Below are 24,738 nucleotides of genomic sequence, written 5' to 3'. Positions count from 1 at the left end.
CCCGACCTCCCGCCGGTAGTGGCCACGGCGGGTCGGGACGTGGGGAGCCGATCCCGGCAACTGGTCGGCCTGCAGCGGCTCGCCGGCAACGCCTCGGTGACCCGCGCGCTGCAGCGAACCGTGGTGCAACGCGACCAGGACCACGAGAAAGCGTTGGCCGCCATCCAGGGGCAGGCCATGTACGCGCTGCTGCCATCGGTGGCGGCGCTGCCGCCACCGGTCCGCGCGGACGAGCCGGCGGCGCAGTTCGTCGGTGGCCCACGGCTGATCCTGGCCATCCGGGCGGTGCAGAACAAGGGGAACTGGGCGGCGTTCGCCAGTGCCAACGCCACCGAGCTGGTCGCCCTCCCGCTGGACCAGATCGACGACCTGATGCGCTATGTCGGCGCGCCGGCGACCGTCCGCACCTTCGACCGCACCAAGTTCGACAACCGGTTCGACGCCCTGGTCGACCCCAGCACCGGCACCATCACCCTGATCATGCGGATCAAGGTGGAAATGGTCGAAGGCCAGACTTACAGCGGCGACCCGGTCGGCACCAAGGATTGGGAGAAAAACAACATTCCCGCCTTCAAACAGTTCGGACCGAAGATGAAATCGGTCATCGAATCGGCCTGGTCGGGTACCGGGTCGGTCAAACCGGTCACCAAAGGTCTCGCCGTGCCGGCCTTCGCCACCAAGGTCTCGGTGCAACTCGTGGACAGCGGTGAGCACATCTCGTTCAAGGTCTACGGGGCCACCGCCAATGTGCGTTCGAACGTCAACCAACGAATGGAGCCGGGTGCGAACGCTCGATCGGGCGCCCTGCAGGTGGGCGACAACGACCTCAAGCCGACCAGCCTGGAGCACCCGGACCACAGCAAGGTCAGCAGCCAGCAGATCACCTCGGCCCACGAATTCGGCCACGCCATGGGACTGCAACACGTCCGCTGCGCTGGCGACGGCGTCTGTTATGGCGTCAACCAGGCCGAATACGGCTCGATCATGGGCGGCGGCATGGGGCTGGACCCGGTCGCCATCGGCTCCGGGAAGGGCGCCCACGTGCACGACAACCTGGTGCCGTTCGAGAAGATCGGTGAGGTCTGGGGCAAGGAGGTCTTCCCCGGATCGCTGGCGGCCAAGCTGAGCGTCTGGGGCCCGGCCTGAGGAAAGCTCCGTTCGTGGCGCACCGTCACCGAGCGACGGCCTGCGCCGCCCCCCGGATTCACCCGGTCGACCCATTGGCCACCCCGGATCGACACCCGTCGGGGCTGGTCAAATTCGTTGCGAGTGCGCTCCGAGCGGTCCCCCGTGATCTTCCCGATCGCTTCTCCGGACAATTGATCATGAGTTATCCACATCACGCAAAGTAAATTTCGGCCCACCCCTCCCGGATAGGTATCGTCACCCGATCGCGCCGCAAGAACGCGGAGGGGAGGCACGTGCGTGGGGGCGTTTCTCGGTTTGATGCTGGGCGTCGGCCTGTTGCTGATCTGGCACGGCCTGTCCGCGACCGAATCGACCCGACCGCGAAAGGTGCCGTTCGAACGCACCCGCGAGCACCTGCTTCAGGCCGGCCTGCCGGGCATCTCCCCGGTTCAGCTATTCGGGCTGCAGGCGCTGTCGGCGGTGCTCGTCGGCCTGCTGGGACTGACCCTGACCCAGTCGGTCAGCGTCTCGTTGATCTTCGCGATCTTCGCGGCCGCGGTGCCCGCGCTGATGGTGTCCCGGCTGCGGCACAAACGGCAGGCGGATCTGCGCGAGCTCTGGCCGGAGGTGGTCGACAACCTGACCTCCGGGGTGCGCGCCGGCCTGTCCCTGCCGGAGGCGCTGGCCGCGATCGGCGACCGCGGGCCCGAGCAGCTTCGCGACCCGTTCAAGCAGTTCGGCGCCGACTACCGGACGACCGGACGGTTCAACGATTCCCTGGACCGGCTCAAGGCGACCCTGGCCGACCCGGTCGGTGACCGGGTGATCGAGTCCCTGCGGGTGGCCCGGGAGGTCGGCGGCACCGATCTGGGCCGGCTGCTGTCCACCCTGTCCGGATTCCTGCGCGATGACGCCCGTACCCGCGCGGAGCTGCTGGCCCGTCAGTCCTGGTCGGTGAACGCGGCGCGGATGGCCGTGGCGGCGCCGTGGCTGGTGCTGATCCTGCTGGCCACCCAACGCGAGACGCTGCAGGCCTACGACACCCCCACCGGCACGGTGATCCTGATCGCCGGGGCCGTCCTGTCCTTCATCGCCTACCGGCTGATGATCAGGATCGGCCGGCTGCCCGAGGATCGGCGGGTGCTGCGATGAGCCCGGCGCTGCTCGGCGGGATCCTCGGCGCGCTGGCCGCGGCCGGCCTGCTGATGGCGATCCTGGCCACCCCGCCGCTGCGCCGGCCGACCCTGTCCGACCGCATCGCCCCCTACGTCGCCGACGCCGGCGGCCAGTCCCGCCTGCTCGCCGGGTCCGCGCCCGGCCCGCGCAGCACCCTCGGCCGGCTGGCCGCGCCGCTGCTGCGCGACGCCGTCCGCTTCGTCGACAAGATCATGGGCGGGCGCGGCTCGGTGGAGCGACGGCTCACCGCCATCAGCTCGCCACTGACCGTCGACCAGTTCCGGATCGAACAGGTCGTGTGGGGCTCCCTCGGCGCCGCCGCCGGCGCCGGCATCGGGCTGCTCGCCGTCGTCCTGGGCCAGTCCAACCCGTTCATCCTGCTGCTGCTGATCGTCGTCTCGGCCGCCGCCGGCGTCCTGGGCCGCGACTGGTGGCTCACCCAGGCGGTCAGCAAACAGGAAGAGGAGATCATCGCCGAGTTCCCGGTGATCGCCGAGATGCTCGCGCTGTCGGTCACCGCCGGCGAAAGCCCGACCGGCGCGTTGGACCGGGTCACCAAGCTCGCGCACGGTCCCCTGGTCAGCCAGCTCAGCGGCGTCCTCGCCGAAACCCGGGCCGGCACCCCGTTCCTGACCGCCCTGACCCACCTGCGGGACCGCACCCGGCTCGAGCCGCTGGCCCGGTTCCTGGACGGGATGGCCGTCGCCATCGAGCGCGGCACCCCGCTGGCCGACGTGCTCCGCGCGCAGGCGGCCGACGTCCGCGCCCTGTCGAAACGGCAATTGCTCGAATCCGGCGGCCGTAAAGAAATCGCCATGATGGTGCCCGTCGTTTTCCTGGTGCTGCCGATCACCATTCTTTTCGCCCTCTACCCCGGACTGCTGGCCATCACGACGGTGGCCCAGTGACGTTCATGACCACCCACCCGAATCAGCCTGGAGGCCCCCATGACACCCATCAGCCGTGCGACGGCATGGATGACCGCGCTCACCGTGACCATGCTGGCCCGGCTGAGCCCCCCGGACGACGAGGACCGCGACCGCGGGGACGTGCCCGGCTGGGTGATGATCACCGTCATGACCGCGATCGTGGTGATCGCGCTGCTGGCGGTCTTCCGCGAGCAGGTCATCAACGCCGTGCAGAACGCGTTCCAATCGGTCACCGGGGCCGGCTGACCCCTGACCGCGACCGCGACCGCGGATCGTCGGTCGCCGAGTTCTCCCTGGTGCTGGTCCTGCTGTTGCTGCTGTTCCTGGCCCTGCTCTCGATCGGATTGTGGGCCTACGCCCGCACGGTGCTGACCTCGGCCGCGGCCGACGCGGCACGGGCCGCGGCGAACTACGACGTGACCGGTGCGGTGACCACCGAGCAGGTCGCCGCCCAGCTCGGCGACGGGGTGGTCGGCGGCACCCGGTCGTCGCTGCGGTGCACGTCCGGGGCCGACGGCCTGCTGGTGACGGTGACCTGCACGATGGACGCACCGGGGATCGTGGGGCTGCTCAACGGAGTGATGCCGGCGATCGAGGTCACCGGCCATTCGGCCAAGGAGACGGTCGAATGACGCGGCTGCGGCGGTGGCGCGGCCGGTTGGCCAGGCCCGACGAGCCCGCCGACGAGGGCCGCGCGCTGATCGAGGTCATTTTCCTGGCCGTGCTGATCCTGATCCCGACGATCTACATCCTGATCACGGTGCTGCGCATCCAGTCGGCGACGTTCGCCGTGTCCCAGGGGGCGCGCGACGCCGGCCGGATCATGGACTTCGCGCCGACCACCGCCGTCGGCGTCGCCCGAGCCGAGGAGATCGCCCGGCTGGCGCTGCAGGACCAGAAGGTCTCCGCCGAAGGGATGGACCTGCGGTTCGTGCCGGTCGGTGCGGACTGCGTGAACTCGCCCGAGATCACCCCGACCCTGCAGGCCGGCGCCGTCTACGACGTCTGCGTGGTCGCCGTGGTGTCGTTGCCGGGGGTGCCGACCGCGATCAGCGGGAGCCGGAACACCGTGAGCGGGGTCTTCACCCTGCACGTCGGCGACTTCCGGGAGAGCCAATGACGCCGGAGCGCGGGGCGCCGCTCCCCGTGGAGGCCGAGGCGGAACGGGATCGCGGGTCGATCACGCCGTTGGTGATCGGGATGTTCGTGTGCCTGTTGATCCTGACCGCGGGCGTGACCGCGGCCGGGTCGGCATTCCTGTCCGGACAGCGGCTGCAACGCCTGTGCGACGGTGCCGTCGCGGCCGCGGTCGGGGCCGTCGACCCCGCCCGATCGTCAGCGGCCGGAGTGCGGGTGGCCGACCCTATCGCCGCCGCCAATCAGTACCTCGGCGTCCGCGGGCCCGACGTGGGTGCCGTGATCACCGTCGGCCAGAACACCATCAGCGCACGCTGCACCAACCAAGCACCCATCACCTTCGGCGCCCTCTTCGGCTCACCCACCCTGACCCGAACCGTGACATCCACCAGCCAACCGATCCGACGCCTTGGTGCGTCCTTGACGATGGAAGCGCCAAGCACCACATCCCCGACGGAAGGGACCTTGATATGACCCTCCGTGGGCATGTCCGCGCCGGCGGAGTCTGCGCGTGGACTCTCGTCCTCATCGCCGGATGCGCGTCCAGCGCTGCCGAGGGTCCGTCGTCGTCCGCGGAGAAGTCTGTCGGTGTGAGTTCACCAGCAATAGGACCATCGTCTGCCCGAACAGGTTCAGCTGGTCGAGCCAGCTTACCGGCGAGTGCGATCGACCCTTCGCCATCGACATCCGCACCCTCCACAACTTCCCGGCAGGAATCTGCTGACCGTGCAGCCGTCGAAGCACAGTGGGCGAGATTCTGGCAGGTCTACAACAATATGGTGCGAACACCAAGCGAGCAAAGAGGCGACCGTCTCGATGAAGTAGCGGTGGAGCCGATCAAATCGCAGATTCTTGGAGCGGCCGAGAAATTTGACAAGGAAGGCATAGACTACTTCGGATCCGTTGTGCAGCATCCCTACTGGACCCAGCCCATAGGTCAAGGATCGGTCGCCGTGATGCGCGACTGCAAGGACCAAAGCGGGTACGGGTCCGTCTGGGTCGCCACCGGTCAAAGACGCTCCATTGGAGTATCGAATAACAATCTTCAAGCCGAGTTCATCCGAGGGTACGACGACATCTGGCGTGTTCAGACCTTCGGCCACCTTTCCGACGAAGTCTGCTAGAGAGGTCTTGCAATATGAAAATCTCCGCATCTCTCCGGACAGCCTGCGTAGTCGGGGTTGTCATGCTCGCCGCATCTGGATGCACCTCCAACTCAGCCGACGGACAGGCCTCCCCACCCAGCACGTCAGTTACCGCAAGCGCGTCAGTGATCGACCCCAGCAGTGCGCTGCCATCATCCAGCGACTCAAACCCCACGCCCAGTGTCGCTGAGCCGTCGACGCCTATCGCGACCTCGTCCGACCCGGCTGCTCCACAGGCTGCCGATCGTGCCGCAATCGAAGCCCAGTGGGCAGCATTCTGGAGAGTTTACGCAGAGATCGTACGAACTCCTGGCCAGGATCGCGCCGCCGCACTTGACTCAGTCAGTGTTGATCCACTGAAAAGTCGCGTTCTAAAGGACGCGTCTGACTTTGAAGCTCAGGGCCTCGACAATTATGGTTCCGTCGTCTTGGACCCGTACAGTATCGAATTCTCGGCCGATGGCGCCTCCGCGGTAATCCAAGACTGTCAGGATCAGACCGGGTTTGGCTCACTATACGTCGCGACAGGCAAGAAGCGCACGGTTGGAATTGCCGGAAATCACGCCCAAGCCGGACTCGTTCGCGGGCCAGACGGAGTGTGGAGAGTGCAAACACTTCAGTATGTGGAAAACGTTCCGTGTTGATACGAATAGCAGTTACGCTCACCCTCTTGGCGCTGAGTATTCCTGGCCTTCAGGGGCCAGCCGGGCATGCCCGCTCCGACCTTGCCGGATTCAACGCTCCAGATGGCGACACCGATCAGGACGGCACTAACGATGGCGCGAAGGCAACCGCAGGTTTGGGCAACGGGGGGAGTGCCGCCGACACCATCACGCTGTTTGTAGACGCGCTCGAAAAACTGGCCGGGGACGCTTCTAGCTCGTCTTCCAGCGTACGGGCAAGCAATGGCCAAGGCGGGCAAGAATCGCCCGCTGATCCAATGACAGGGCTCGGGCAAAATCAGTCTGATCAGTGGTGCGGATGGGCGAGTCTCGCCGCTCCGCTGGATCCCAATAATCCAGCTTGGGATGGGCACTCGGCTGCTGACGGTGAGGTTCGCTGGAAGAGTTGCCCGATTCTCGGCCCTGGAACTGCGGGGGCACCCGGGAACCTAGAAGGACGACCAGTTGTCTATCAGTTCTTTCCGAATGGCGTGATCGCACCGCCACCCCCACCTGATCCCGCAGTGCTTGCGCAACGTGCGATTCGACAACTGACAGTGCCCCCACCGCCAATCAGCGTCGGCCCCGACCGGTCGAAACTGGCCGTTAATCTGTGGACCTGGCTCTGGATTGACGATCCCGGACCTCTCACGGCTACTGCCGCTGCTGGTGGGATCTCGGTGACTGCGACAGCCAGTTTGTCCTCCGTCACATGGTCCCTTGGCGAGCCGGCGGCGACCGGCGGTCCTTATGCCGATGGACCGCCGGTAACGCTGACCTGCCAAGGCACAGGCACGCCCCCGCCAGCCAATTACGACTGGAAAGCCGAGCCGCCCTGCGGGCACATGTATAGCTGGCGCTCCACGAAGGAACGCACCAGCGGCACCGGCACCTGGCCCATCACCGCCACATCCAATTGGACCGTCACCTGGCAGTCCAACACCGGAGTGACGGGCGGGACCACTCTGTCCGCGACAAGCAACGATGCACTGGAGATCGGTGAATACCGCACGGTCCTCGTCGATGGCCCAGGCGGCTGACGCGCCGCTACTTCATAGGCGCAGGTGGAACTAGCCCCCGGTCGTTGCCGGTAGATCGTCGGCGGACTCCCAGGAGTCCGATCTTGGTGGTCGGGGTGGTCGGCTGGCGTACTGCTGCCCGGTCGGGGTGCTGGTGACGATCGCCCCGTCCCGCAGCACACTCACCCACCCCGGGAGATCCTTGGTCAGATTGCACCGGGCACACCGCCCGTTCCCGTTCCGCAAGTCCGTGACCCCACCCTTGGCGACCGCCACCGCATGATCAACATGGCGGATCGGCGCCCCGCACCACGGCGTCCGACACACCTGATCCCGAACCAAGAAAAACTGACGAACCACGTCGGGGAAATCCCGTTTGCGGGCGTCGGTCCCGGCCAACTCCCCCGTCTCCGGGTTCGTGTACAGCCGCCGCACCCACACCTTGGTCTTGCTGTCGGCGCGGACCAGGTCCCGCGCCACCGGCGCCGGCACCGGCCCGTATCCGACGACCTGCGCCGGCTCCTCATCACCGTCAAGCAGGGTCCGGTCGGTCATCACCACATGCAGTTCGATACCCGGCACGTCCGGTTCCCCCTCGCCCGGGGTCAGCACCCGCCGCACCAGCTCATCAGCCATGATCTGACCCTTGCTCCGATGCTCGTCCGGGTCGACCGCCCCGGCCAGCGCCGCCCGATGATGACGCTCGTTTGAATCTCCCCAGACCTGCTCGCTGAATCTCCCCACCCCTGTGACCCCGCTTCATCGCTCACATGGGAGGAACGAAATGCACGCACCCGCATCACCCCAGGGTGGCTGGTCGATCCCGGCGGCTGGCCGCCACCTCGCGACGACCGACCGGCGACCCCGCGCAGACTCGGACGGCGGGCGGACCGCCAGCGCCTGCCCGCCGTGCGGCACCCGGCCGCGATCGCATCGCTCGTGCCTGCGTTCCTGCCGGCGGTCTGTGAGCGCGGCATGACGGGCGACGGGCACGTCCTGGAGTTGGCCGAGCGGGCGGCCGAGGACGTGCGAGAGCTCAACCACCGCACCCGCGACCCACGCGTGTTCACCGCTCCGGCCGAGATGTACCGGTTAGTCGGCGAGCTCGCCGTGCTGGCCGGCGGGCTGCCGCAGCTGCTGGGCCAGCTCGACCGGTGGCTGCGCGCGGAACACGACCACGGCCGGATCCGGGCCGACACCGGCACCGGGCCCGGCCGGATCGTCGCGGCCGCGGGCGCCGATCTGGCCGGCGCCGGCGACGCCGCGGACGAGTTGGCCAATGCGTTGGACGCCGCACTTGCGCACCTGGCCCACCTGGGCGCCGCGGATTCCGGCCATGCCGTTTCGAAGCGCGGTTGACGCGCGTGGCTCCGCGGAAGACGGCGGGGCTCCCTCGACGCTGGCGGTCTCTGACCACCGGCCAGCTGTTCGAGGGAGCCCGTTTCATGCTCACACAGGAGGAAGACGTGGACGCGCACGCCCTGCGCCGCAGGGGGTGGTCGATCTCCGCGATCGCCCGCCACCTGGGCAAAGACCGAAAAACGATCAGGGCGTACTTGAACGGTGAGCGGACCGCCGGAGTCCGCTCACCGGCCGGCCCGGACGTGTTCGAACCGTTCGTGACCTACTGCCGGGAACGGCTGGTCGAGGACCCGCACCTATGGGCGACCGCCTTGTACGACGAGTTGCTGCAGCTGGGTTACGACCGGTCCTACCCGCGGCTGACGCACAACCTGCGCACTCGTGGGCTGCGGCCGGTGTGCCACGCCTGCCGGCCGGCCGGCGGCCGCCCCGCAGCGGTCATCGACCACCCGCCGGCCGAGGAAACCCAATGGGACTGGCTCGAGCTGCCCGACCCACCCAGGAGTTGGGACGGCTACGGAGCCAAGGCGTTCCTGCTGGTCGGCGCGCTGGCCCACTCGAGCAAGTGGCGGGGGGTGCTGGCCGAGGCGATGGACCAGCCGCAGCTGATCGACGCGCAGCACCAGGTCGTGGTCCGGCTCGGCGGGCTGACCCGGGTCTGGCGGTTCGACCGGATGGCCACCGTCGTGCACCCGGGCACCGGCAAGGTCACCGCCTCTTACGCCGCGGTCGCCAAGCACTATGGGGTACAGGTCAAACCGTGCCCACCGCGGCGGGGCAACCGCAAGGGTGTGGTCGAGAAGGCCAACCACACCGCGGCGCAACGATGGTGGCGCACCCTGCCCGACGACATCACCGTCGCCGACGCGCAGGCCCGGCTCGACCAGTTCTGCGCCACCGTCGGCGACACCCGCGACCGCGTCGATGTCGACGGGAACCGGTGCACCGTCGCGGACCTGGCCGCCCGGGAACGGCTCGCCCCGCTACCCGCCACGGCGTTCCCCGCCGAGCTGGCCGTCGAGCGGGTCGTATCAGCGCAGGCGTTGGTCTCGTTCCGCGGGAACCGGTACTCCGTGCCGCCCGAGCTGGCCAACGGGCCGGTCACCGTGACCCACCGCCTCGGCTCCCCGGTGCTGGCGTTCGTCACCGACCGCGGCGTGACAGTAGCCCTGCATCACCGGGCCGGCGACGGCACCGGCGCCACTATCCGCAGCGAGCACCACGTCACCGCACTGAACAAAGCCGCGCTGGCCGCGTTCACCACCGCCAAACCGCACCGCCGCAAACAGCGCATCCCACCCGGCCCGGCCGCCCGGCACGCCGCACAGGTGTTGCGCGGCGCCACCACCACACCCGACCCCGTCGTCGATCTGACCGTCTACGCGGCCGCGGCCGCCCGCCGGAGGAACCTGCCATGACCACCACCACCACGGACGACGCGCCGCCGCCGGCCACCCCGGCCGAGAACAGCCGCTACCAACAGCTCCGCGCCCACCTGACCACGCTGAAGCTGCTCGACGCGGCCGCGGCCCTGCCGGCCGTCCTGGACCAGGCCCGCGCCGAGAACCTCACCATGACCGCGGCTCTGGAACGGCTGCTGCGGATCGAGGTCACTGCGACCGAGGCCCGGCGGCTCGCCGGCCGGCTCCGGTTCGCCTGCCTGCCCACCGACGCGACCCTGGAGGAGTTCGACTACGACGCCCAACCCGGCGTCGACCCCCGGCTGGTCAACGACCTCGCGTCGTGCCGCTACCTCGAGTCCGCCACCAACGTGCTGATGATCGGACCGCCCGGTGTCGGCAAAACCATGCTCGCCACCGGCCTAGCCCGCAAAGCCGCCGAGGCCGGCTACCGCACCTACTTCACCACCGCCGCCGACCTCGCAGCCCGCTGCCACCGGGCCGCGATCGAAGGTCGGTGGGCCACCACCATGCGCTTCTACGCCGGCCCCACCCTGCTCGCGATCGACGAACTGGGCTATTTGCCGTTGCCGGCAGAGGCCGCGTCCGCGTTGTTCCAGGTCGTGGCCCAGCGGTACCTCAAGACCTCGATCATTCTGACCACAAATAGGCCGGTGACGTCCTGGGGAGAAGTCCTGGGCGACAACATGGTCGCGGCCGCACTACTCGATCGCCTCTTGCACAGATCGGTCGTCCTCGACATCGCCGGGGATTCGTACAGACTCCGCGATCACCACGCCCGAACCGACAAAATCCGCGCCGGCACCCGCACCGGCACGCTACGCTGACCCCGCCACAGGGTGGGGAATTTCGACGAGCACCTCTGGGGATCTTCGACGAGCGTCGTCACCGATGCAACGCCCCGAACACCGCCACCCCCTGTGGCATCGGCAGCAACGCCGTCACATACGCCATACAGTCCGGCGCCGGCCGGATACTCACCCGCCGATCCACCGCCGCCTTCGCCGCCCGCGCCGCCGCGCCCTGCGCATCCAACCGATGCACCCACGCCCGCACCTCCCGCTCGGTCCGGGCATCACCCCACCCCGGCAACTCCCCCGCGATGGCCTCGTCGATCCGCGCGCGATCCGCCGGCGACAGGTGCGCGGTCTCCCGCGCGATCACCGTGCACCGCCACTCACTGGTCTGCCCCCGACCCAGCACCGCCAGCACCCGGGGCATCTCCCGCACCAGCGCCGCCGCCAGGCCCACATGCCGGCTGCCCTTGTGTGAGCTGTCCCGCCGGGCCAACCCCACCTGTCCGGTGATCGACCGGCTCGCCTCCCTCGACGTGCACCCCGCCTTGAGCAGCCGGGCCCGCTGCGAGACCGCGAACGCATCAGTGAACCGGGCCTGCGCCGCCGCCGCGACCGCCTTCAGCTGCTCCAGCTCCCCCACCAGCACGATCCGCTCGTCATCGGACACCGACTCCATCGCCGCCAGCATCGCGACCATCGCGGCGATCTGCTCCTGGTTCGACATACGTTCGATTCTAGTCGATGACCAGGCCACAGTCTAGACTGTATCCGCTGGTCAGACACGGTTTTCGAACGCGTAGCTCAACAGACTGACCACGAAATGGGACTACGGCAAGCTCCGGGGAGTCGCCACGACGGCATCGATTCTGGGCCGGGTGTGTTCGCCGCGGGCCCGGGGGCATCCGACGGGGCCACGCGGCCGATCTGGACGGCTTGGTCGAGCTGAGAAACGGACCGTGATGCTCGGCCTGAAGTCCTCCTCTACCCACCGGCCCCGCCGGCACCGAGCACGGCCAGGGAACCGGGCACCGCGGTCACCGTGGCCGGCAGCGGCCCGACTCGTTCCCCGTCGGCGTAGGCGATGACCCCGGGGGCGGACAACCGGACGCAACGGCCACGCAGGGTCAGCACCTCCGGCCGGCGCACGTGTCGGCCCGAATAGACCGACGGGAACAGCCGCACCAGCTTCACCCGGCTGATGGAGGTGACCACGGTGACGTCCAGCAGGGCATCGTCGACCCGGGCGTCGGGACAGATCCGCATCCCGCCGCCGTAGCTGCCGGTATTGGCCACGGCGACGAGCATGGCGTCACCGTCCAGCCGCTGCCCGTCCACCTCGATGGAGAACGGCAGCGGTCGGAAGGCGGCCAGCTCGGCGATCAGGGCGGCGTGGTAGCGCAGCCGACCGCGTGGCCAGGTCATCGCGTTCATCCGCTCGTTCACCCGGGCGTCGAAGCCCGCGGCGACCACGGTGCCGAACCACCGCTCGCCGATCCGGCCCAGATCCACCCGCCCGGCCACCCCGCGGGCGACCACCCGGGCGGCGGCGACCGGGTCTCGCACCGGCAGCCCGAGCGCCCGGGCGAAATCGTTGCCGGAGCCACCGGCCAGCACGCCCAGCGGGACCGTGCCCCCGGCCAGCACCGGCAGCACCGCGGCAATGGCGCCGTCCCCGCCGCAGACCACCACGGCGTCCCGGGCGGCGGCCACCGCCGCAGCGGCCGCCTGGGTGCCGTGCTCGGCCGACCCGGTGACCACCACCTGCACGTCAACGCCGCAGCGCCGCATCTCGGCGATCGCCCGACCGGCGACCCGACGCGCCCGCCCGCGCCCGGCCAGCGGGTTGACCAGCACCGTCACGTGGCCGAGCACCCGCACACAGTACGGGCGAACCGGTCAGCCGGCGCGAAAGCTCAGGGCGAGGTCGCGGCGCTGCCGGGGATGATCACCACCGGGCACGGTGCGTGCCGGACGCACTCGGCGGAGACCGACTGACCGACCACGTCGACCACGCTCAGCCGGTGGCCACGGCCCAGGACCAGCAGCTCGGCGTCCTGGGCCTCCTCCAGCAGGATCTTGGCCGCCGCCCCGTGCCGGCTGCGTTCGATGATCTCCGGCTTGCCGCCCACCGCCCGTTCGGCCTCGGCCACCGCGGCGTCCAGCATGCAGGCCGACGCCCGCCGGGCCTCCACGTCCGACATCGCCCGAACCTCCCGCCCGAACGGCTGGCCGCAGGCATGCACGACCGTCACCGGCCGCCCCCGCAGCATTCCCTCCCGCATCGCCCACTCCAGGGCGGCCCGCCCCGCGGGGGTTCCTTCGATCCCGACCACGATTCCAGCATTCATCCCAGCACTCCTTGACCCGGTGCCTTCGACGCTAGGTTTGCCTGGCTCACGACCGGCAGGGCCGAAGGTCCCCGAATCCCGCGTAGGCTGGCATGTTGTGAATCTCGACGACGCAGCTGCGGTCAAAGCCCTGGACACCACCCTGACCAGCATTGAAAAGGTCATGGACGTCGACCGGCTGGCGCGCAGCATCGACGAGCTGTCCGAAGCGGCCAGCGCGCCCGACCTGTGGAACGACCAGGAGAACGCGCAGAAGGTCACCAGCCGGCTCTCCCACGCGCAGGCCGAGCTCAAGCGGATCAAGGATCTGCGGCAGCGGCTGGACGACCTCGAGGTGCTGTTCGAGCTCGGGGACGAGGACCCGGACACGTATCTGGAGGCCCAGCAGGAGCTGCTCGGATTGCAGAAGGAGATCGACGCGCAGGAGGTGCGCACGCTGCTCTCCGGCGAGTACGACGAGCGCGAGGCGCTGGTCACCATCCGGTCCGAGGCCGGCGGGGTCGACGCCGCCGACTTCGCCGAGATGCTGATGCGCATGTATTTGCGCTGGTCGGAGCGTCACGGCTACAACACCGAGGTCTACGACACCTCCTACGCCGAAGAGGCGGGCATCAAGTCGACAACCTTCCAGGTCAAGGCGCCCTACGCCTACGGGACACTGTCGGTCGAGCAGGGCACGCACCGGCTGGTGCGGATCTCCCCGTTCGACAACCAGGGCCGCCGGCAGACCAGCTTCGCCGGCGTCGAGGTCGCCCCGGTCGTGGAGACCAGCGATCACGTCGACGTCGACGAGAAGGACCTGCGGGTGGATGTGTACCGCTCCTCCGGCCCCGGCGGGCAGGGCGTGAACACCACCGACTCGGCCGTCCGGATCACCCACCTGCCCACCGGCATCGTGGTGTCCTGCCAGAACGAGCGGTCGCAGATCCAGAACAAGGCCTCGGCCATGGCCGTGCTGCAGTCCAAGCTGCTCGAGCGGCGCCGGCAGGAGGAGCGCGCGGTGATGGACGCGCTCAAGGACACCGGCAACTCTTGGGGCAACCAGATGCGCTCCTACGTGCTGCACCCGTACCAGATGGTCAAGGACCTGCGCACGAACTTCGAGGTGGGTAACCCGTCGGCGGTGTTCGACGGCGAGATCGACGACTTCATCGAGGCCGGCATCCGCTGGCGCCGCTCGACCGAGGCCGAGGCGGCCTCGGCCTGAACGGGCGCGAACTCGGGGTCAGATCGACCCCGGCATCAGGGCCAGCGCCCCGGCCAGCTCGTCTTCCTCGTAGCACAGGTGCGAGCGCAACACGTCGCCCAGATGAGCGGCCAGCTCGCTGATCTCGGCGATGCCGTCCGGGCCGGGGCCTTCCGGGCCCTCCTCCCGGACCAGGTCGACCAGCGCCCGGTCGAAGCGGTCCAGCACCCCGGCGATCACCAGGTGCTCGGCCTCCAGCCGGTCCACCACCGCCTTGACCTGCGGGGCCACCGCGAGCACCCCGGGGAACATGTGGGCGTCCTCGACCGCATGGTGGATGGTGACGATCCGGCAGTACGACGCGCAGAACGAGCCCAGCGTCCAGTGGTTCTGCCGCACCGTCATCCGGCTGATCAGGGTGCGCGCGGCCACCGGGGTCAGCTCGCCGTCGGCGACCTGCTGCACCGCCTGAGCGATCTGCTCCAGCTCGGCCCGCAGGTGGTCGTGGATGGCGACCAGGTTGCGGAAGTTGTCCGGGCCGGCCGCGCCGCCGGCCGCCGGGGCCGCGGCCACCCGCGGGGCCCGGGGCCGGTCCTGCACCCGCAGGCCGCCGGCATCGCCCCAGTGACCGTCCCGTTCCTGGCCGTCGGGCACCGGGGTCGGGGGCGACAGCTCCACGGCCGCAGCGCTTTCCGCGGCCACCGGCTCACCGCGACGGGCGGCGGCCACCCGCTCCCGCACGTCCGGCACCACCTCCTGCGCGAAACGCTCGATCGAGGAGATGATGTCGCCGGACGGGGCCAGCAGGAACGAGGAAAATCCTTGCGCCAGCACCAGATCGGTGAGCTGGTCGACCCAGTGCGCCGGCGGACCGTCCAGGAATCCGCCGGCGGTGGCCGCGAATCGACCGTTGACGTTGTAGATCCGCCGGATGTCGGCGGGCCGTCGGCCGGCCTGCTCGGCCAGCTGGTCGATCCGGGTGTTCAGTTCCGATGTCCGCTCCGGCGCCGCGTAGGCCTGGGACGGCACCCAACCGTCGGCCAGCCGGGCGGTCAGCGACAGCATCCGCGGCTGGTAGGACCCGACCCAGATCTCGACGGGGTGGGCCGGTGCCGGACCGGGCGTCGCCGCGTCCAACGCATGGAACCGGCCGGGCCGGGTGACCGGGCCGGCGGCGGTCCACATCGCGCGGATGACGCCGATCGCCTCCTCCAACGCGGTGACCGCCTGTCCCCTGGTTAGGGCCGGGCCGCCCAGCCGAGCGATCGGGTCCAGGAAATAGCCGGCGCCCAGCCCGAGCTCGACCCGGCCGTCGGTGAGCAGGTCCAGGCTGGCCACGGACCGGGCCAGGACCGCCGGCGGCCGCAGCGGCACGCAGGCGACGTCCGGGAACAGCCGGATCGTCGTGGTCGCGGCGGCCAGATGCGCGAGCAGGGTCCAGGTGTCCAGCAGGTCCGGGTTGTACGGGTGGTCCTGGATGCCGATCAGATCGAGCCCCTGCTGCTCGGCGACCTGGGCCAACCGGACCACGGTCGCCGCCTGCGAGGCGGGATTGGGCAGAAACAGGCCGAATGCGAGCTCGTGACCCAGATCCGGCATCCGACACCCCTTTCCCGTGCCGGGGTCCGCTCCGGGCACCGACCCACCGTAGGGGAGGCGGGCCGAACCCGCTGGCCGATCAGGCCCGGCCGAGCACGCACCAGGCGGTGGCCTCGACGGCGAACGGGGCCGGCGGGAGCCGCTCGACACACTGTCGGCGCAACGCTTCTCGCTGCTGATCGGGCAGCCCGACCAGATAGGCCCCGGCCGGGCCGACCCCCAGGGTGTACGGCTCCCACCACTGGTCCGCCGAGTCGTAGCGCACCGTCACCGTCACCTCGGTGTCCCGCACGACCCTCAGGCCGGCGGCGGTGAACAGCTGCGCCAGGTGCCCGGCCCGGGCGCCGGCCAGGCCGGACTCGTCCGGGCCGGCCGGATCCAGGTCGTGCACCGCGCGCCAGAAGGTGGAGATCGGTCCCCGCTCGCCGGCGTGGTCCCACACAGTGGCGGCGACCGTCCCGCCGGCCCGGACGACCCGGCCCATCTCCCCGAGGCCGGCCACCGGATCCCGCATGAAGTGCACGACCAGCGACGCGGCGGCTAGGTCGAAGGACGCGTCCGGCCAGGGCAGCTCCTCGGCCCGGCCCGATCGCACGTCCAGACCGGGGAACCGGTCCCGGGCGGCGGCCACGAAGGGCGCGGACGGGTCGATCGCGCACACCTGGTCCGGGCCCAGCCGCTCGACCAGCCGGGCGGTCAGCGCGCCGGGTCCGCAGCCCACGTCCAGCGCCCGCGCGCCGGGGACCGGCTCGAGCAGGTCGGCCAGCCGGTCGGCCAGCGGTTCGGAGTACCGGCCCATGAACGCCCCGTACGCCTGGGCGGCCACGTCGAAGCTCACTGGTGCACCATCCTTAGGTCATCAATCCTCGAGGGGTTGGTGATGCGCCCGAGGTGCCGCCCGGTCATCGCCCAGCTCGCTGGACACGGTTGATGTCCACGATGAGATCTGCGAGATCTGGCGGTTCCCCGGGACGTGCCGACCGTCGACAGGGCTGAGCGCCAAAGCTGCGTGCCGCGAGCGCCGATCAGTGAGCGAACCGGCAGACACGTCCCGGCACCATCGGCACCGTACGAGGGCGCCTCCCCACTGGGACTAGCAGCGAGGAGGCTGACGTGAAGTCTGCCAGCAACACCCTGCCCGACCAAGCACCCCAAGACCTGACCGCAGGCCTGGACTGGGCCCGCGACGACCACGCCGTGTCGATCGTCAACGACCGCGGCCGCGAGATTGCCCGGCACACCATCGAGCACACCGCCGCCGGACTGATCGAACTCGTGGCCGTGCTCACCCGCGCCGGCTGCCAGGAGGTCGCGATCGAACGCCCCGACGGGCCCGTGGTCGACGCCCTTCTCGGCGCCGGTGTGACCGTGGTCGTGATCAGCCCGAACCAGGTCAAGAACCTGCGTGGCCGGTACGGCTCGGCCGGCAACAAGGACGACCGGTTCGACGCCTACGTGCTCGCCGACACCCTGCGCACCGACCGGTCCCGGCTGCGGCCACTGGTGCCCGACGCACCGGAAACCGTCGCGCTGCGCCGAATCGTCCGCGCTCGCCGCGATCTGGTCGCCCACCGCGTGGCCCTGGCCAACCAACTGCGCGCCCACCTTCGCCTGGTCTTCCCCGGTGCGGTCGGCCTGTTCCGGCAGATCGACTCGCTGATCACTCTGGCGTTCCTGACCCGTTTCCCGACCCAGGACAAAGCCGACTGGCTCACCCCGACCAGACTCGGCCGGTGGCTGTCCTCGGTCGGCTACTCCGGACGCACCGACCCGGCCGCGTTGCACGCCCATCTGACCGCCGCACCCCGCGGCGCCGCCGGCGACCAGACGGCGTACACCGCGATCACCGCATCCTCCGTTGCCCTGCTCACCGCGATGGTTACCCAGATCAAGGCTCTGGAAGCCCAGATCAGCGCCCAGCTCGACGCGCACGCCGACCAACACATCTTCACCAGCCTGCCCCGCTCGGGCCGCGTCCGGGCCGCCCGGCTGCTCGCCGAGATCGGCGACTGCCGAGCCAAGTTCCCCACCCCGGAAGCGTTGATCTGCCTGGCCGGTGTCGCCCCGTCCACCCGCCAATCCGGAAAGATCCGCGTCGTGGCGTTCCGATGGGCCTGCGACAAACAACTCCGCGACGCCGTCTGCGACTTCGCCGGCGACTCGATCAAGGCCAACCCCTGGGCAGCCGATCTCTACCGAAGAGCCAGAGCACGAGGTCACGACCACCCCCACGCCGTCCGGGTCCTGGCCCGTGCCTGGCTGACCGTCATCTGGCACTGCTGGCAGGACGGCGTGCGCTACGACCCGGCAGAACACCGGGCCCTGCAACGCCTCCTCAACCAAGATCAAAAAAGGGCGGCTTGACACAGGGCTTCTCATCGGCGCTCCTCCACCGCACCCGGATCAGTCCAACGGTGTCGAAACCCGGGCAAAAGGCTCATGCTCAGAGGATGACACAGCCCGACCCCGCCATCGCCGGTTCATTCAACGCTCCCGCCGCGGGGTACGACGCGCTGATGGGCCGGTACCTGCCCACCCTGGCCCCCGCCTTCGCCGACGCGGCCGGCATCGGTCCGGACCAGACCGTGCTGGACGTCGGCGCCGGCCCCGGCGGCCTGACCACCGAACTGGTCGCCCGGACCGGCGCCGGGAACGTCACCGCCATCGACCCGTCGGAGCCGTTCGTGCAGGCCTGCCGGGACCGCCACCCCGGGGTGGACGTCCGCCTCGGCGTGGCCGAGCACCTGCCGTTCGGCGACGGGACGTTCGACGCCGCCCTGTCCTGCCTGGTCGTCGGGTTCATGACCGATCCGGCGGCCGGGATGGCCGAGATGACCCGGGTGACGCGGCCCGGCGGCGTCGTCGCCACCTGCTTCTGGGACCTGGCCCACATGGAGATGCTGCGCCGGTTCTGGGCCGGCGTCAGTGAACTGGCCGACGGGCCGCGCGGCGAGGTCCCCCGCCCCGGCAGCCGGGAGGGCGATCTGCCCACGCTGCTGACCGAGGCCGGGTTGACCGACGTGCGTGAGCTGACCCTGGACACCCACGCCCGGTACACGAACTTCGAGGACTGGTGGAACCCGCTCACCCTGGGCATCGGCCCGGCCGGCGTCTACTGCCGCGCCCTGGACGACGATCAGCGCCGCGCCCTGCAGGATGCCTGCCGGACCCGGTTCGACCGGCCGGACGAGCCCTTCACGCTCACCGCCCGGGCCTGGTGCGCGGTCGGCCGCCGGCCGGACTGACCCGGCCGGCCCCAGTCGACCTCAGCCGACCTCAGCCGGCTGGTCGGCCAGCAACTCGGCCAGCCCGCGCAGGGTCAGGGCCAGGCCGAGCTCGAAGCCACGTTCGGCCCGGTCCGCTCCGAGCGTCGCCCGGCCCAACGCGGTCTGCATCGGCGAATCGATCGCCGGGTTGTCGTCCCAGATCACCGACGGCGCGCCGACGTCGAGAGCGGCGCCCAGGCACAGGTTGTCCAGCATGGTGATGGCCAGCACGATCGAATCGGGCCCGAAGCCGGAGCGGGCCAACACGCCGGCCAGGGCGCCATACTGCCGCAGCGTCACCGGGTCGGTGATGGTCTGCGCGACCAGTGGCGGGATCGCCGCCGGGTGGGCGGCGAAGGCGTCGCGATAGCTGCGCGCCCAGGCCGCGACGGCCTCCGGCCACGGAGTGTCGCCGGCGATGGGCGCGAACCGGCCGGCCAGCAGACCGCGGATGCCCTCGACGATCTGGGCTCGCCCAGCCACATGGTGGTACAGCGAGGACACGCTGACCCCCAGCTTCTGGGCCACCTCGGGCACGGTGAACCGGCCGGTGCGATCCAGCAGGTTCAGCGCGGTCCGGCAGATGAGCTCGCGGGACAGGATGGGCTGGGACGGGCGGGGCACGCGGCTCAGTCTGCCCGGTGCACGACGGTCCCGTCGACGACGGTGAGCGGCACCGGCGCCTGCGCGAACTCGTCCGGGGCAGCGATCAGCGGGTCCAGCCCGAAGGCGGACAGGTCGGCCCGCAGCCCGACGGCAATCCGGCCGCTGACCTGGCCCAGCCCGGCCGCCTCGGCCGCGGCCGTGGTGTAGCCGCGCAGGGCCTGCGCGGCGGTCAACGCCTGCCCGGGCTGCACCGGGTCGGCGTCGCCGCGCCCGTGCGGGCGGCGCAGCTGGGCGTCGGCGATCACCCCGCGCGGGTCGAACGGGGCCACCGGCCAGTCCGAGCCGAGCGCCAGTCGAGCCCCGGCGTCGGCCAGGTCGCGGCACCGGAACGCGCGCCGGGCCCGGTCGGGACCCAGCCGCTGCGACCAGTTGTCACTCTGATCGGCGCTGGTGTACAGCGTGCAGTGGGTGGGTTGCATGCTGGCGGTGACATCCAGGGCCCGGAACCGGCCGACCAGCTCGGTGGGGATCGTCTCGATGTGCTCGATCCGGTGCGGCACCCGCCCGCGGCGGGTCCCCGACAGCGCGTCCAACACGTACCGCACTCCGGCGTCGCCGATCGCATGGGTCACGACCGGCACCCCGCGGTCGGCCAGATATCTTGCCGCCCAGACGTATTCGGCCGGGTCGGGCCAGAACGGGGCGGTGCTCTCGCCGTGCGTGTCGGCGTGGGACAGCCAGGCGGTGCCGCCGTCGACGGTGCCGTCGATCATGAACTTGACCCCGTCCACCCGCCACCGCGCGCCGCCGGAGCGCTGCCGGTCGACCAGCTCGTCCAACTCCGCGCGGGTGACGCCGGGCATGCAGAACGGGGCGAACCGCAGACGCAGCGGCAGGCCACCCGCGTCGTTGTCGGAGCCGTCCAGATGGGTGACCAGCTCAGCCGAATCGGCCTCGAAGTCCATCGCGTTCCCGGCGGTCAGACCGGCCGCGGCCATCCGCTGCAGCAGATCCCGGAACCGCTGCCGGCGCACCGACCGGCTCTGCTCCGGCACCACCGCCTGGACCAGCTCGTAGGCCGGGATCTCCAGGAGATGCCCGGTGGGCACACCGTGCTCGTCGCAGACGATGGTCGCTCCGCCGGCGAACTCGCGGGGACCGTCGATGCCGGCCCGCTTGAGCGCGGCCGGCGAGGCGATCGCCGCGTGCGCGTCGAACATCAGGACGAGCACCGGGATGTCGCCGACCGCCCGGACCAGCGGCTCGTGGGTGAGCGGGGTGCGGCCGAACGCGTTCGGGTTCAGTCCCCAGCCCAGCACCCACTCCCCCGGCTCGTCCCGCTGGGCCCGGCGCAGCGCGGCGGTGAGCTCGTCCAGGTCGCGGACGGCGGACAGGTCGGCGCCGCGGGTCAGATCCAGCCCCAGAACCGGATGGATGTGGCCGTCGACGAGGCCCGGGGTCACGGTGGCCGCGCCCAGCTCGATCACCCGGGTGCCGGTGCCACGCCAGGCGGTGACCTGTGAGCGGTCGCCGACGGCGGTGATGGTCCCGCCGGTGATCGCGACCGCGGTGGCGGCCGGGCGGCTCGGGTCCAGGGTGTGCACGGTGTCGGCGGTGACGATCAGGTCGGGGTTCACGGGGCCAGCTCCTCGTCGGTCGGTTCGGCGGCCGGGATGTGCCTGTCCTCGGCGTGCACGGCGCCGATGCCCGCGTACACGGCCGGCCGGCGGGCCTTGAGCACCCGGGCCGCGAGGGCGGCGGCCCCGAAGGTGACCGGCACGATGCCGACCAGCAGCACGTTCGTCACGCCCTCGGCGGTGGTCAGCAGGTCGATGTGCAGGGCCAGCGCGATTGCCGCGGCGGTCAGCAGCACCGCGGCCAGCGCGGCGCAGGTGGTGGCGACCCGGGCCGAGACGGTGTGCCGGCGGCGCCAGAAGTAGGCGACCACCGCGAACGAGGTCAGCGCCTGCAGCGCGATGATGCCGACGACGCCCGGCGTGTTCACCTTGAGCAGCAGGTCCGTGTAGGGGTCGGCGCCGGCGATGGCGAACGCGGCGATCACCACCGCGGCCAGGATCGACTGCACCGCCCCGGCCACCGACGGCGAACCGAACCGGGGGTGGGTGTGCGCCAGTTTCGCCGGCAGCAGACCGTCCCGGGCCAGGTTGAACGTGTAGCGGTTGATCGCATTGTGGAAGGCGATCTGCGAGGCCAGCACGCTGGTCATGATCAGCACGTACATCACGTCGGAGGCCCAGGGACCCACGTACTGCTCGATGGCCACGAAGAACAGCGACGCCGGGTCGGCGGCGGCCGCCGACAGGACGCCCTCGTTCCCGTACGCCTGGATGATCGCCCAGACGATCAGGCAGTAGAACAGTCCCATGAAGACCACCGCGCCGTAGGTGGCGCGCGGGATCGAACGCTGCGGATCGCGCGCCTCCGGGCGGTACAGGGCGGTCGACTCGAAGCCCATGAACGCGGCGAAGCAGAACGCGAGCACGCCGATCATGCCCGGCGCGAACATCGCTTCCGGGCTGAACGAGGCGGCCGACAGGGCACTGGTGTCCGGGGCCCCGCCCTGCACGATCACCGCGCCGGCCAGCAGGGCCAGGATCGCCGTCTCGGCGACCAGCAGCACCCCGAGGATCTTGGCGCCGACATCGATGCCGCGGCGGCCGACGAACCAGACGATCACCACGGCGACGAGCGCGGCCGCCCACCAGGGCACGTCGAGTCCGGTGAAGGTGGCGATCGCGTCGGCGACCTGCTGGCCGAGCAGCCCGTACACGCCGATCTGCAGGGCGTTGTAGGCAACGACGGCCAGCACGCCGGAGGACATGCCCATCGTCCGGCCCAGGCCCAGCGTGATGTAGCTGTAGAACGCGCCGGCGCCGCCGGTGTGCCTGGTCATCGCCATGAAGCCGACCGCGAACAGGGCGAGGACCGCACCGGCGGCCAGGTAGCCGGCGGGGGCACCGATGCCACCGACCAGGATCGCCACCGGGGCCACTCCGGCCATCACGGTCAGCGGGGCGGCCGCGGCGATCACCAGGAAGGCGATCCCGCCGGCGCCCAGCGCGTTGGTCTTGAGGTGTTCCGGGGGTGCCCCGGGGGACGTCGGCATACGGCCTCCCGGGGTGGATCGATCAGTGGCGCTGGGGGCGGACAGGCTCACCGGCTTGCTCCTTCTTGAGCAGGGTAGGACGGGGCGGCGGTCGTGTCGGTGCTGGTGGAGAGGCTATGGTTAAACCGAAACAGATTCGGTTTCGGTTCTTAGGATGGAACCACCGGAGCTGCCTGTCAAGACCTGAATTCAGACAATGGGTTGCCGTCGCCGCCGCGGGGAACACGACTGGTGCCGGCCCGTCCGACCACCGCCGATCCGGTCGGTTCCCGGGCCGCTCACCTTGACGAGAGGGGACCGCATGACGGCGACCGAACCACGCCCGGCGACCACCACCGATGCCGGTATTCCGGTAGCCAGCGACGAGCACTCGCTGACGATCGGGCCCGACGGCCCGCTGCTGCTGCAGGATCACTACCTGCTCGAGCAGATGGCCAACTTCAACCGCGAGCGCATCCCGGAGCGCCAGCCGCACGCCAAGGGCGGCGGCGCCTACGGCACGTTCGAGGTCACCCAGGACGTGAGTGCCTACACCCGGGCCGCGGTCTTCGCGCCCGGCGCGAAAACCGATCTGCTGATCAGGTTCTCCACCGTGGCCGGGGAGCGCGGCTCACCCGACACCTGGCGTGACCCCCGAGGCTTTTCGATCAAGTTCTACACATCGGAAGGCAACCTGGACATCGTCGGCAACAACACCCCGGTGTTCTTCATCCGGGATCCGATGAAGTTCCAGCACTTCATCCGGTCGCAGAAGCGGCGCTCGGGCAACAACCTGCGCGATCACGACATGCAGTGGGACTTCTGGACCCTGTCCCCCGAGTCGGCGCATCAGGTCACCTGGCTGATGGGCGACCGCGGCATCCCGCGCACCTGGCGGCACATGAACGGCTACTCCAGCCACACCTACCTGTGGATCAATGCCGCGGGCGAGAAGTTCTGGGTCAAATATCATTTCAAGACCGACCAGGGTGTCGAGTGCTTCACCCAGGACGAGGCCGACCAGATGGCCGCGGTCGACACCGATTACCACCAGCGGGATCTGTGGGAACACTTGGAGGCCGGCGAGTTCCCCAGCTGGACCCTCAAGATGCAGATCATGCCGTTCGAGGAGGCCAAGACCTACCGGTTCAACCCCTTCGATCTGACCAAGGTGTGGCCGCACAGCGACTACCCGCTGCACGAGGTGGGCCGGCTCACCCTGAACCGGAACGTCACCGACTATCACACCGAGATCGAGCAGGCCGCGTTCGAGCCGAACAACCTGGTCGCCGGCACCGGCCTGTCCCCGGACAAGATGCTGCTGGCCCGCGGGTTCTCCTACGCCGACGCGCACCGCGCCCGGCTCGGGGTGAACTACAAGCAGATCCCGGTCAACGCGCCCAAGGTGCCGGTGCACGCCTACTCCAAGGACGGCCGGATGCGGATCACCCCGGTGACCGACCCGGTGTACGCGCCCAATTCCTACGGCGGCCCGGCGGCGGACCCGTCGCTGACCGACGACGGCGGCCGCTGGCACGCCGACGGCGAGATGGTGCGCACCGCCTACACGCTGCGCCCCGAGGACGACGACTGGGGCCAGGCCGGCACGCTGGTCCGGGAGGTCCTGGACGACGCGGCGCGGGGCCGGTTGGTGGACAACATCGTCGGCCATCTGCTCAACGGGGTCAGCGAGCCGATCCTGGCCCGGGCCTTCGAGTACTGGCGCAACGTGGACAAGAACCTGGGCGACCGCGTCGAGCAGGGCGTGCGGGCCAAGCAGGACGAGAAGGACCCCAAGGCGGCCAAGCAGGGCAACCCGGCTCGGGAGTCCATGCAGGCCAAGGCCTGATT

The 24,738-nt window shown here is 70.2% G+C and carries 25 protein-coding genes; 16 read left to right on the top strand and 9 right to left on the bottom strand.

Annotation, left to right across the window (positions count from 1 at the left end; all coding sequences use genetic code 11):
• The first annotated feature begins 39 nt into the window (after positions 1 to 39).
• From NAMU_RS08235 to NAMU_RS29135, 9 genes are all read left to right on the top strand, one after another.
• Positions 40 to 1,146: a zinc metalloprotease gene (locus NAMU_RS08235; RefSeq protein ID WP_138180022.1), complete on the top strand. Its 1,107-nt coding sequence runs from the start codon at positions 40 to 42 to the stop codon at positions 1,144 to 1,146.
• Between the two features lie 279 nt (positions 1,147 to 1,425).
• Positions 1,426 to 2,280: a type II secretion system F family protein gene (locus tag NAMU_RS08230; RefSeq protein WP_015746943.1), complete on the top strand. Its 855-nt coding sequence runs from the start codon at positions 1,426 to 1,428 to the stop codon at positions 2,278 to 2,280.
• Positions 2,277 to 3,212, top strand: coding sequence for a type II secretion system F family protein (locus NAMU_RS08225; RefSeq protein WP_015746942.1), 936 nt, complete (start codon positions 2,277 to 2,279; stop codon positions 3,210 to 3,212). The genes NAMU_RS08230 and NAMU_RS08225 overlap by 4 nt, the downstream gene beginning before the upstream one ends.
• A 39-nt stretch (positions 3,213 to 3,251) precedes the next feature.
• Complete coding sequence (locus NAMU_RS29825; protein ID WP_015746941.1) at positions 3,252 to 3,479, top strand: hypothetical protein; 228 nt, start codon at positions 3,252 to 3,254, stop codon at positions 3,477 to 3,479.
• Positions 3,458 to 3,865, top strand: coding sequence for a TadE/TadG family type IV pilus assembly protein (locus tag NAMU_RS29820; RefSeq protein WP_281023809.1), 408 nt, complete (start codon positions 3,458 to 3,460; stop codon positions 3,863 to 3,865). The genes NAMU_RS29825 and NAMU_RS29820 overlap by 22 nt, the downstream gene beginning before the upstream one ends.
• A complete protein-coding gene (locus NAMU_RS08210) occupies positions 3,862 to 4,353 on the top strand; it encodes a hypothetical protein (RefSeq protein ID WP_015746939.1) in 492 nt (163 codons plus the stop codon). Before NAMU_RS29820 ends, NAMU_RS08210 begins: the two co-directional genes overlap by 4 nt.
• Positions 4,350 to 4,844 carry a pilus assembly protein TadG-related protein gene (locus tag NAMU_RS08205; RefSeq protein ID WP_015746938.1) on the top strand — a complete coding sequence of 165 codons (495 nt, stop codon included), beginning with the start codon at positions 4,350 to 4,352 and terminating at the stop codon, positions 4,842 to 4,844. Before NAMU_RS08210 ends, NAMU_RS08205 begins: the two co-directional genes overlap by 4 nt.
• Positions 4,845 to 5,146: 302 nt before the next feature.
• Positions 5,147 to 5,494 (top strand): hypothetical protein, encoded by a 348-nt coding sequence (locus NAMU_RS29140; RefSeq protein ID WP_138180020.1) that lies wholly within the window; start codon positions 5,147 to 5,149, stop codon positions 5,492 to 5,494.
• Between the two features lie 691 nt (positions 5,495 to 6,185).
• Positions 6,186 to 7,217 carry a hypothetical protein gene (locus tag NAMU_RS29135; protein WP_138180018.1) on the top strand — a complete coding sequence of 344 codons (1,032 nt, stop codon included), beginning with the start codon at positions 6,186 to 6,188 and terminating at the stop codon, positions 7,215 to 7,217.
• Positions 7,218 to 7,247: 30 nt separating this feature from the next.
• On the opposite strand, the gene NAMU_RS08200 is transcribed toward NAMU_RS29135, so the two are convergent.
• Positions 7,248 to 7,940, bottom strand: coding sequence for an HNH endonuclease (locus NAMU_RS08200; protein WP_052307863.1), 693 nt, complete (start codon positions 7,938 to 7,940; stop codon positions 7,248 to 7,250).
• Between the two features lie 231 nt (positions 7,941 to 8,171).
• On the opposite strand from NAMU_RS08200, the gene NAMU_RS08195 reads away from it, so the two are divergent.
• The 3 genes from NAMU_RS08195 (at position 8,172) to istB (ending at position 10,806) form a co-directional block, all read left to right on the top strand.
• Positions 8,172 to 8,555 (top strand): hypothetical protein, encoded by a 384-nt coding sequence (locus NAMU_RS08195; RefSeq protein ID WP_015746936.1) that lies wholly within the window; start codon positions 8,172 to 8,174, stop codon positions 8,553 to 8,555.
• Positions 8,556 to 8,641: 86 nt separating this feature from the next.
• Positions 8,642 to 9,976, top strand: coding sequence for a Mu transposase domain-containing protein (locus NAMU_RS08190; RefSeq protein ID WP_015746935.1), 1,335 nt, complete (start codon positions 8,642 to 8,644; stop codon positions 9,974 to 9,976).
• The gene (gene istB, locus NAMU_RS08185) at positions 9,973 to 10,806 is read left to right on the top strand and encodes an IS21-like element helper ATPase IstB (RefSeq protein WP_015746934.1); all 834 of its coding nucleotides are present in this window, start codon (positions 9,973 to 9,975) and stop codon (positions 10,804 to 10,806) included. Before NAMU_RS08190 ends, istB begins: the two co-directional genes overlap by 4 nt.
• Positions 10,807 to 10,864: 58 nt before the next feature.
• Here the strand turns inward: istB and NAMU_RS08180 are convergent, their stop codons facing one another.
• The 3 genes from NAMU_RS08180 to NAMU_RS27155 form a co-directional block, all read right to left on the bottom strand.
• Positions 10,865 to 11,500: a DUF222 domain-containing protein gene (locus NAMU_RS08180; protein ID WP_052307862.1), complete on the bottom strand. Its 636-nt coding sequence runs from the start codon at positions 11,498 to 11,500 to the stop codon at positions 10,865 to 10,867.
• 257 nt (positions 11,501 to 11,757) lie between these two features.
• Complete coding sequence (locus NAMU_RS08175) at positions 11,758 to 12,648, bottom strand: diacylglycerol kinase (protein ID WP_138180016.1); 891 nt, start codon at positions 12,646 to 12,648, stop codon at positions 11,758 to 11,760.
• A gap of 41 nt (positions 12,649 to 12,689) precedes the next feature.
• On the bottom strand, positions 12,690 to 13,124 hold the full coding sequence (locus tag NAMU_RS27155) for a universal stress protein (RefSeq protein ID WP_015746932.1): 435 nt from the start codon (positions 13,122 to 13,124) through the stop codon (positions 12,690 to 12,692).
• A 97-nt stretch (positions 13,125 to 13,221) separates the two neighbouring features.
• Here NAMU_RS27155 and prfB point away from each other — a divergent pair, with 97 nt between their 5' ends.
• The gene (gene prfB, locus NAMU_RS08165; RefSeq protein ID WP_015746931.1) at positions 13,222 to 14,331 is read left to right on the top strand and encodes a peptide chain release factor 2; all 1,110 of its coding nucleotides are present in this window, start codon (positions 13,222 to 13,224) and stop codon (positions 14,329 to 14,331) included.
• An 18-nt stretch (positions 14,332 to 14,349) separates the two neighbouring features.
• Here the strand turns inward: prfB and NAMU_RS08160 are convergent, their stop codons facing one another.
• Both NAMU_RS08160 and NAMU_RS08155 read right to left on the bottom strand, forming a co-directional pair.
• Positions 14,350 to 15,909, bottom strand: coding sequence for an LLM class flavin-dependent oxidoreductase (locus tag NAMU_RS08160; protein ID WP_015746930.1), 1,560 nt, complete (start codon positions 15,907 to 15,909; stop codon positions 14,350 to 14,352).
• Between the two features lie 79 nt (positions 15,910 to 15,988).
• Complete coding sequence (locus NAMU_RS08155) at positions 15,989 to 16,747, bottom strand: class I SAM-dependent methyltransferase (protein ID WP_015746929.1); 759 nt, start codon at positions 16,745 to 16,747, stop codon at positions 15,989 to 15,991.
• 275 nt (positions 16,748 to 17,022) lie between these two features.
• Between NAMU_RS08155 and NAMU_RS08150 the strand changes: the two genes are divergently transcribed.
• Together NAMU_RS08150 and NAMU_RS08145 are read left to right on the top strand one after the other, a co-directional pair.
• Positions 17,023 to 18,273: an IS110 family RNA-guided transposase gene (locus NAMU_RS08150; protein WP_015746517.1), complete on the top strand. Its 1,251-nt coding sequence runs from the start codon at positions 17,023 to 17,025 to the stop codon at positions 18,271 to 18,273.
• Between the two features lie 86 nt (positions 18,274 to 18,359).
• Positions 18,360 to 19,154 carry a class I SAM-dependent methyltransferase gene (locus NAMU_RS08145; protein WP_015746928.1) on the top strand — a complete coding sequence of 265 codons (795 nt, stop codon included), beginning with the start codon at positions 18,360 to 18,362 and terminating at the stop codon, positions 19,152 to 19,154.
• A gap of 21 nt (positions 19,155 to 19,175) precedes the next feature.
• On the opposite strand, the gene NAMU_RS29815 is transcribed toward NAMU_RS08145, so the two are convergent.
• Genes NAMU_RS29815 through NAMU_RS08130 form a run of 3 tightly spaced genes read right to left on the bottom strand, consistent with a single transcriptional unit; the run spans position 19,176 to position 22,908 of the window.
• Complete coding sequence (locus NAMU_RS29815) at positions 19,176 to 19,799, bottom strand: TetR/AcrR family transcriptional regulator (protein WP_015746927.1); 624 nt, start codon at positions 19,797 to 19,799, stop codon at positions 19,176 to 19,178.
• Positions 19,800 to 19,804: 5 nt separating this feature from the next.
• On the bottom strand, positions 19,805 to 21,418 hold the full coding sequence (locus NAMU_RS08135; protein WP_015746926.1) for an amidohydrolase: 1,614 nt from the start codon (positions 21,416 to 21,418) through the stop codon (positions 19,805 to 19,807).
• Positions 21,415 to 22,908, bottom strand: coding sequence for an APC family permease (locus NAMU_RS08130; protein ID WP_015746925.1), 1,494 nt, complete (start codon positions 22,906 to 22,908; stop codon positions 21,415 to 21,417). The genes NAMU_RS08135 and NAMU_RS08130 overlap by 4 nt, the downstream gene beginning before the upstream one ends.
• A 301-nt stretch (positions 22,909 to 23,209) precedes the next feature.
• Here NAMU_RS08130 and NAMU_RS08125 point away from each other — a divergent pair, with 301 nt between their 5' ends.
• Entirely contained in the window at positions 23,210 to 24,736 is a 1,527-nt protein-coding gene (locus tag NAMU_RS08125; protein ID WP_015746924.1) for a catalase, read from the top strand.
• Positions 24,737 to 24,738: the final 2 nt, after the last annotated feature.

This window comes from Nakamurella multipartita DSM 44233 (genome assembly GCF_000024365.1).
In the GTDB taxonomy this organism is placed as follows: Bacteria; Actinomycetota; Actinomycetes; order Mycobacteriales; family Nakamurellaceae; genus Nakamurella; species Nakamurella multipartita.
This window is presented reverse-complemented; position numbering and strand designations above follow the sequence as displayed.

Coding starts and splice junctions, on each gene's coding strand:
- NAMU_RS08210 (WP_015746939.1), top strand. CDS start 3,862: ATGACGCGGCTGCGGCGGTGGCGCGGCCGGTTGGCCAGGCCCGACGAG.
- NAMU_RS08180 (WP_052307862.1), bottom strand. CDS start 11,500: ATGTCGAACCAGGAGCAGATCGCCGCGATGGTCGCGATGCTGGCGGCG.
- NAMU_RS29140 (WP_138180020.1), top strand. CDS start 5,147: ATGGTGCGAACACCAAGCGAGCAAAGAGGCGACCGTCTCGATGAAGTA.
- NAMU_RS08125 (WP_015746924.1), top strand. CDS start 23,210: ATGACGGCGACCGAACCACGCCCGGCGACCACCACCGATGCCGGTATT.
- NAMU_RS08225 (WP_015746942.1), top strand. CDS start 2,277: ATGAGCCCGGCGCTGCTCGGCGGGATCCTCGGCGCGCTGGCCGCGGCC.
- NAMU_RS08160 (WP_015746930.1), bottom strand. CDS start 15,909: ATGCCGGATCTGGGTCACGAGCTCGCATTCGGCCTGTTTCTGCCCAAT.
- NAMU_RS08130 (WP_015746925.1), bottom strand. CDS start 22,908: ATGCCGACGTCCCCCGGGGCACCCCCGGAACACCTCAAGACCAACGCG.
- NAMU_RS29825 (WP_015746941.1), top strand. CDS start 3,252: ATGACACCCATCAGCCGTGCGACGGCATGGATGACCGCGCTCACCGTG.
- istB (WP_015746934.1), top strand. CDS start 9,973: ATGACCACCACCACCACGGACGACGCGCCGCCGCCGGCCACCCCGGCC.
- NAMU_RS08205 (WP_015746938.1), top strand. CDS start 4,350: ATGACGCCGGAGCGCGGGGCGCCGCTCCCCGTGGAGGCCGAGGCGGAA.
- NAMU_RS08195 (WP_015746936.1), top strand. CDS start 8,172: ATGACGGGCGACGGGCACGTCCTGGAGTTGGCCGAGCGGGCGGCCGAG.
- NAMU_RS08145 (WP_015746928.1), top strand. CDS start 18,360: ATGACACAGCCCGACCCCGCCATCGCCGGTTCATTCAACGCTCCCGCC.
- NAMU_RS08190 (WP_015746935.1), top strand. CDS start 8,642: ATGCTCACACAGGAGGAAGACGTGGACGCGCACGCCCTGCGCCGCAGG.
- NAMU_RS27155 (WP_015746932.1), bottom strand. CDS start 13,124: ATGAATGCTGGAATCGTGGTCGGGATCGAAGGAACCCCCGCGGGGCGG.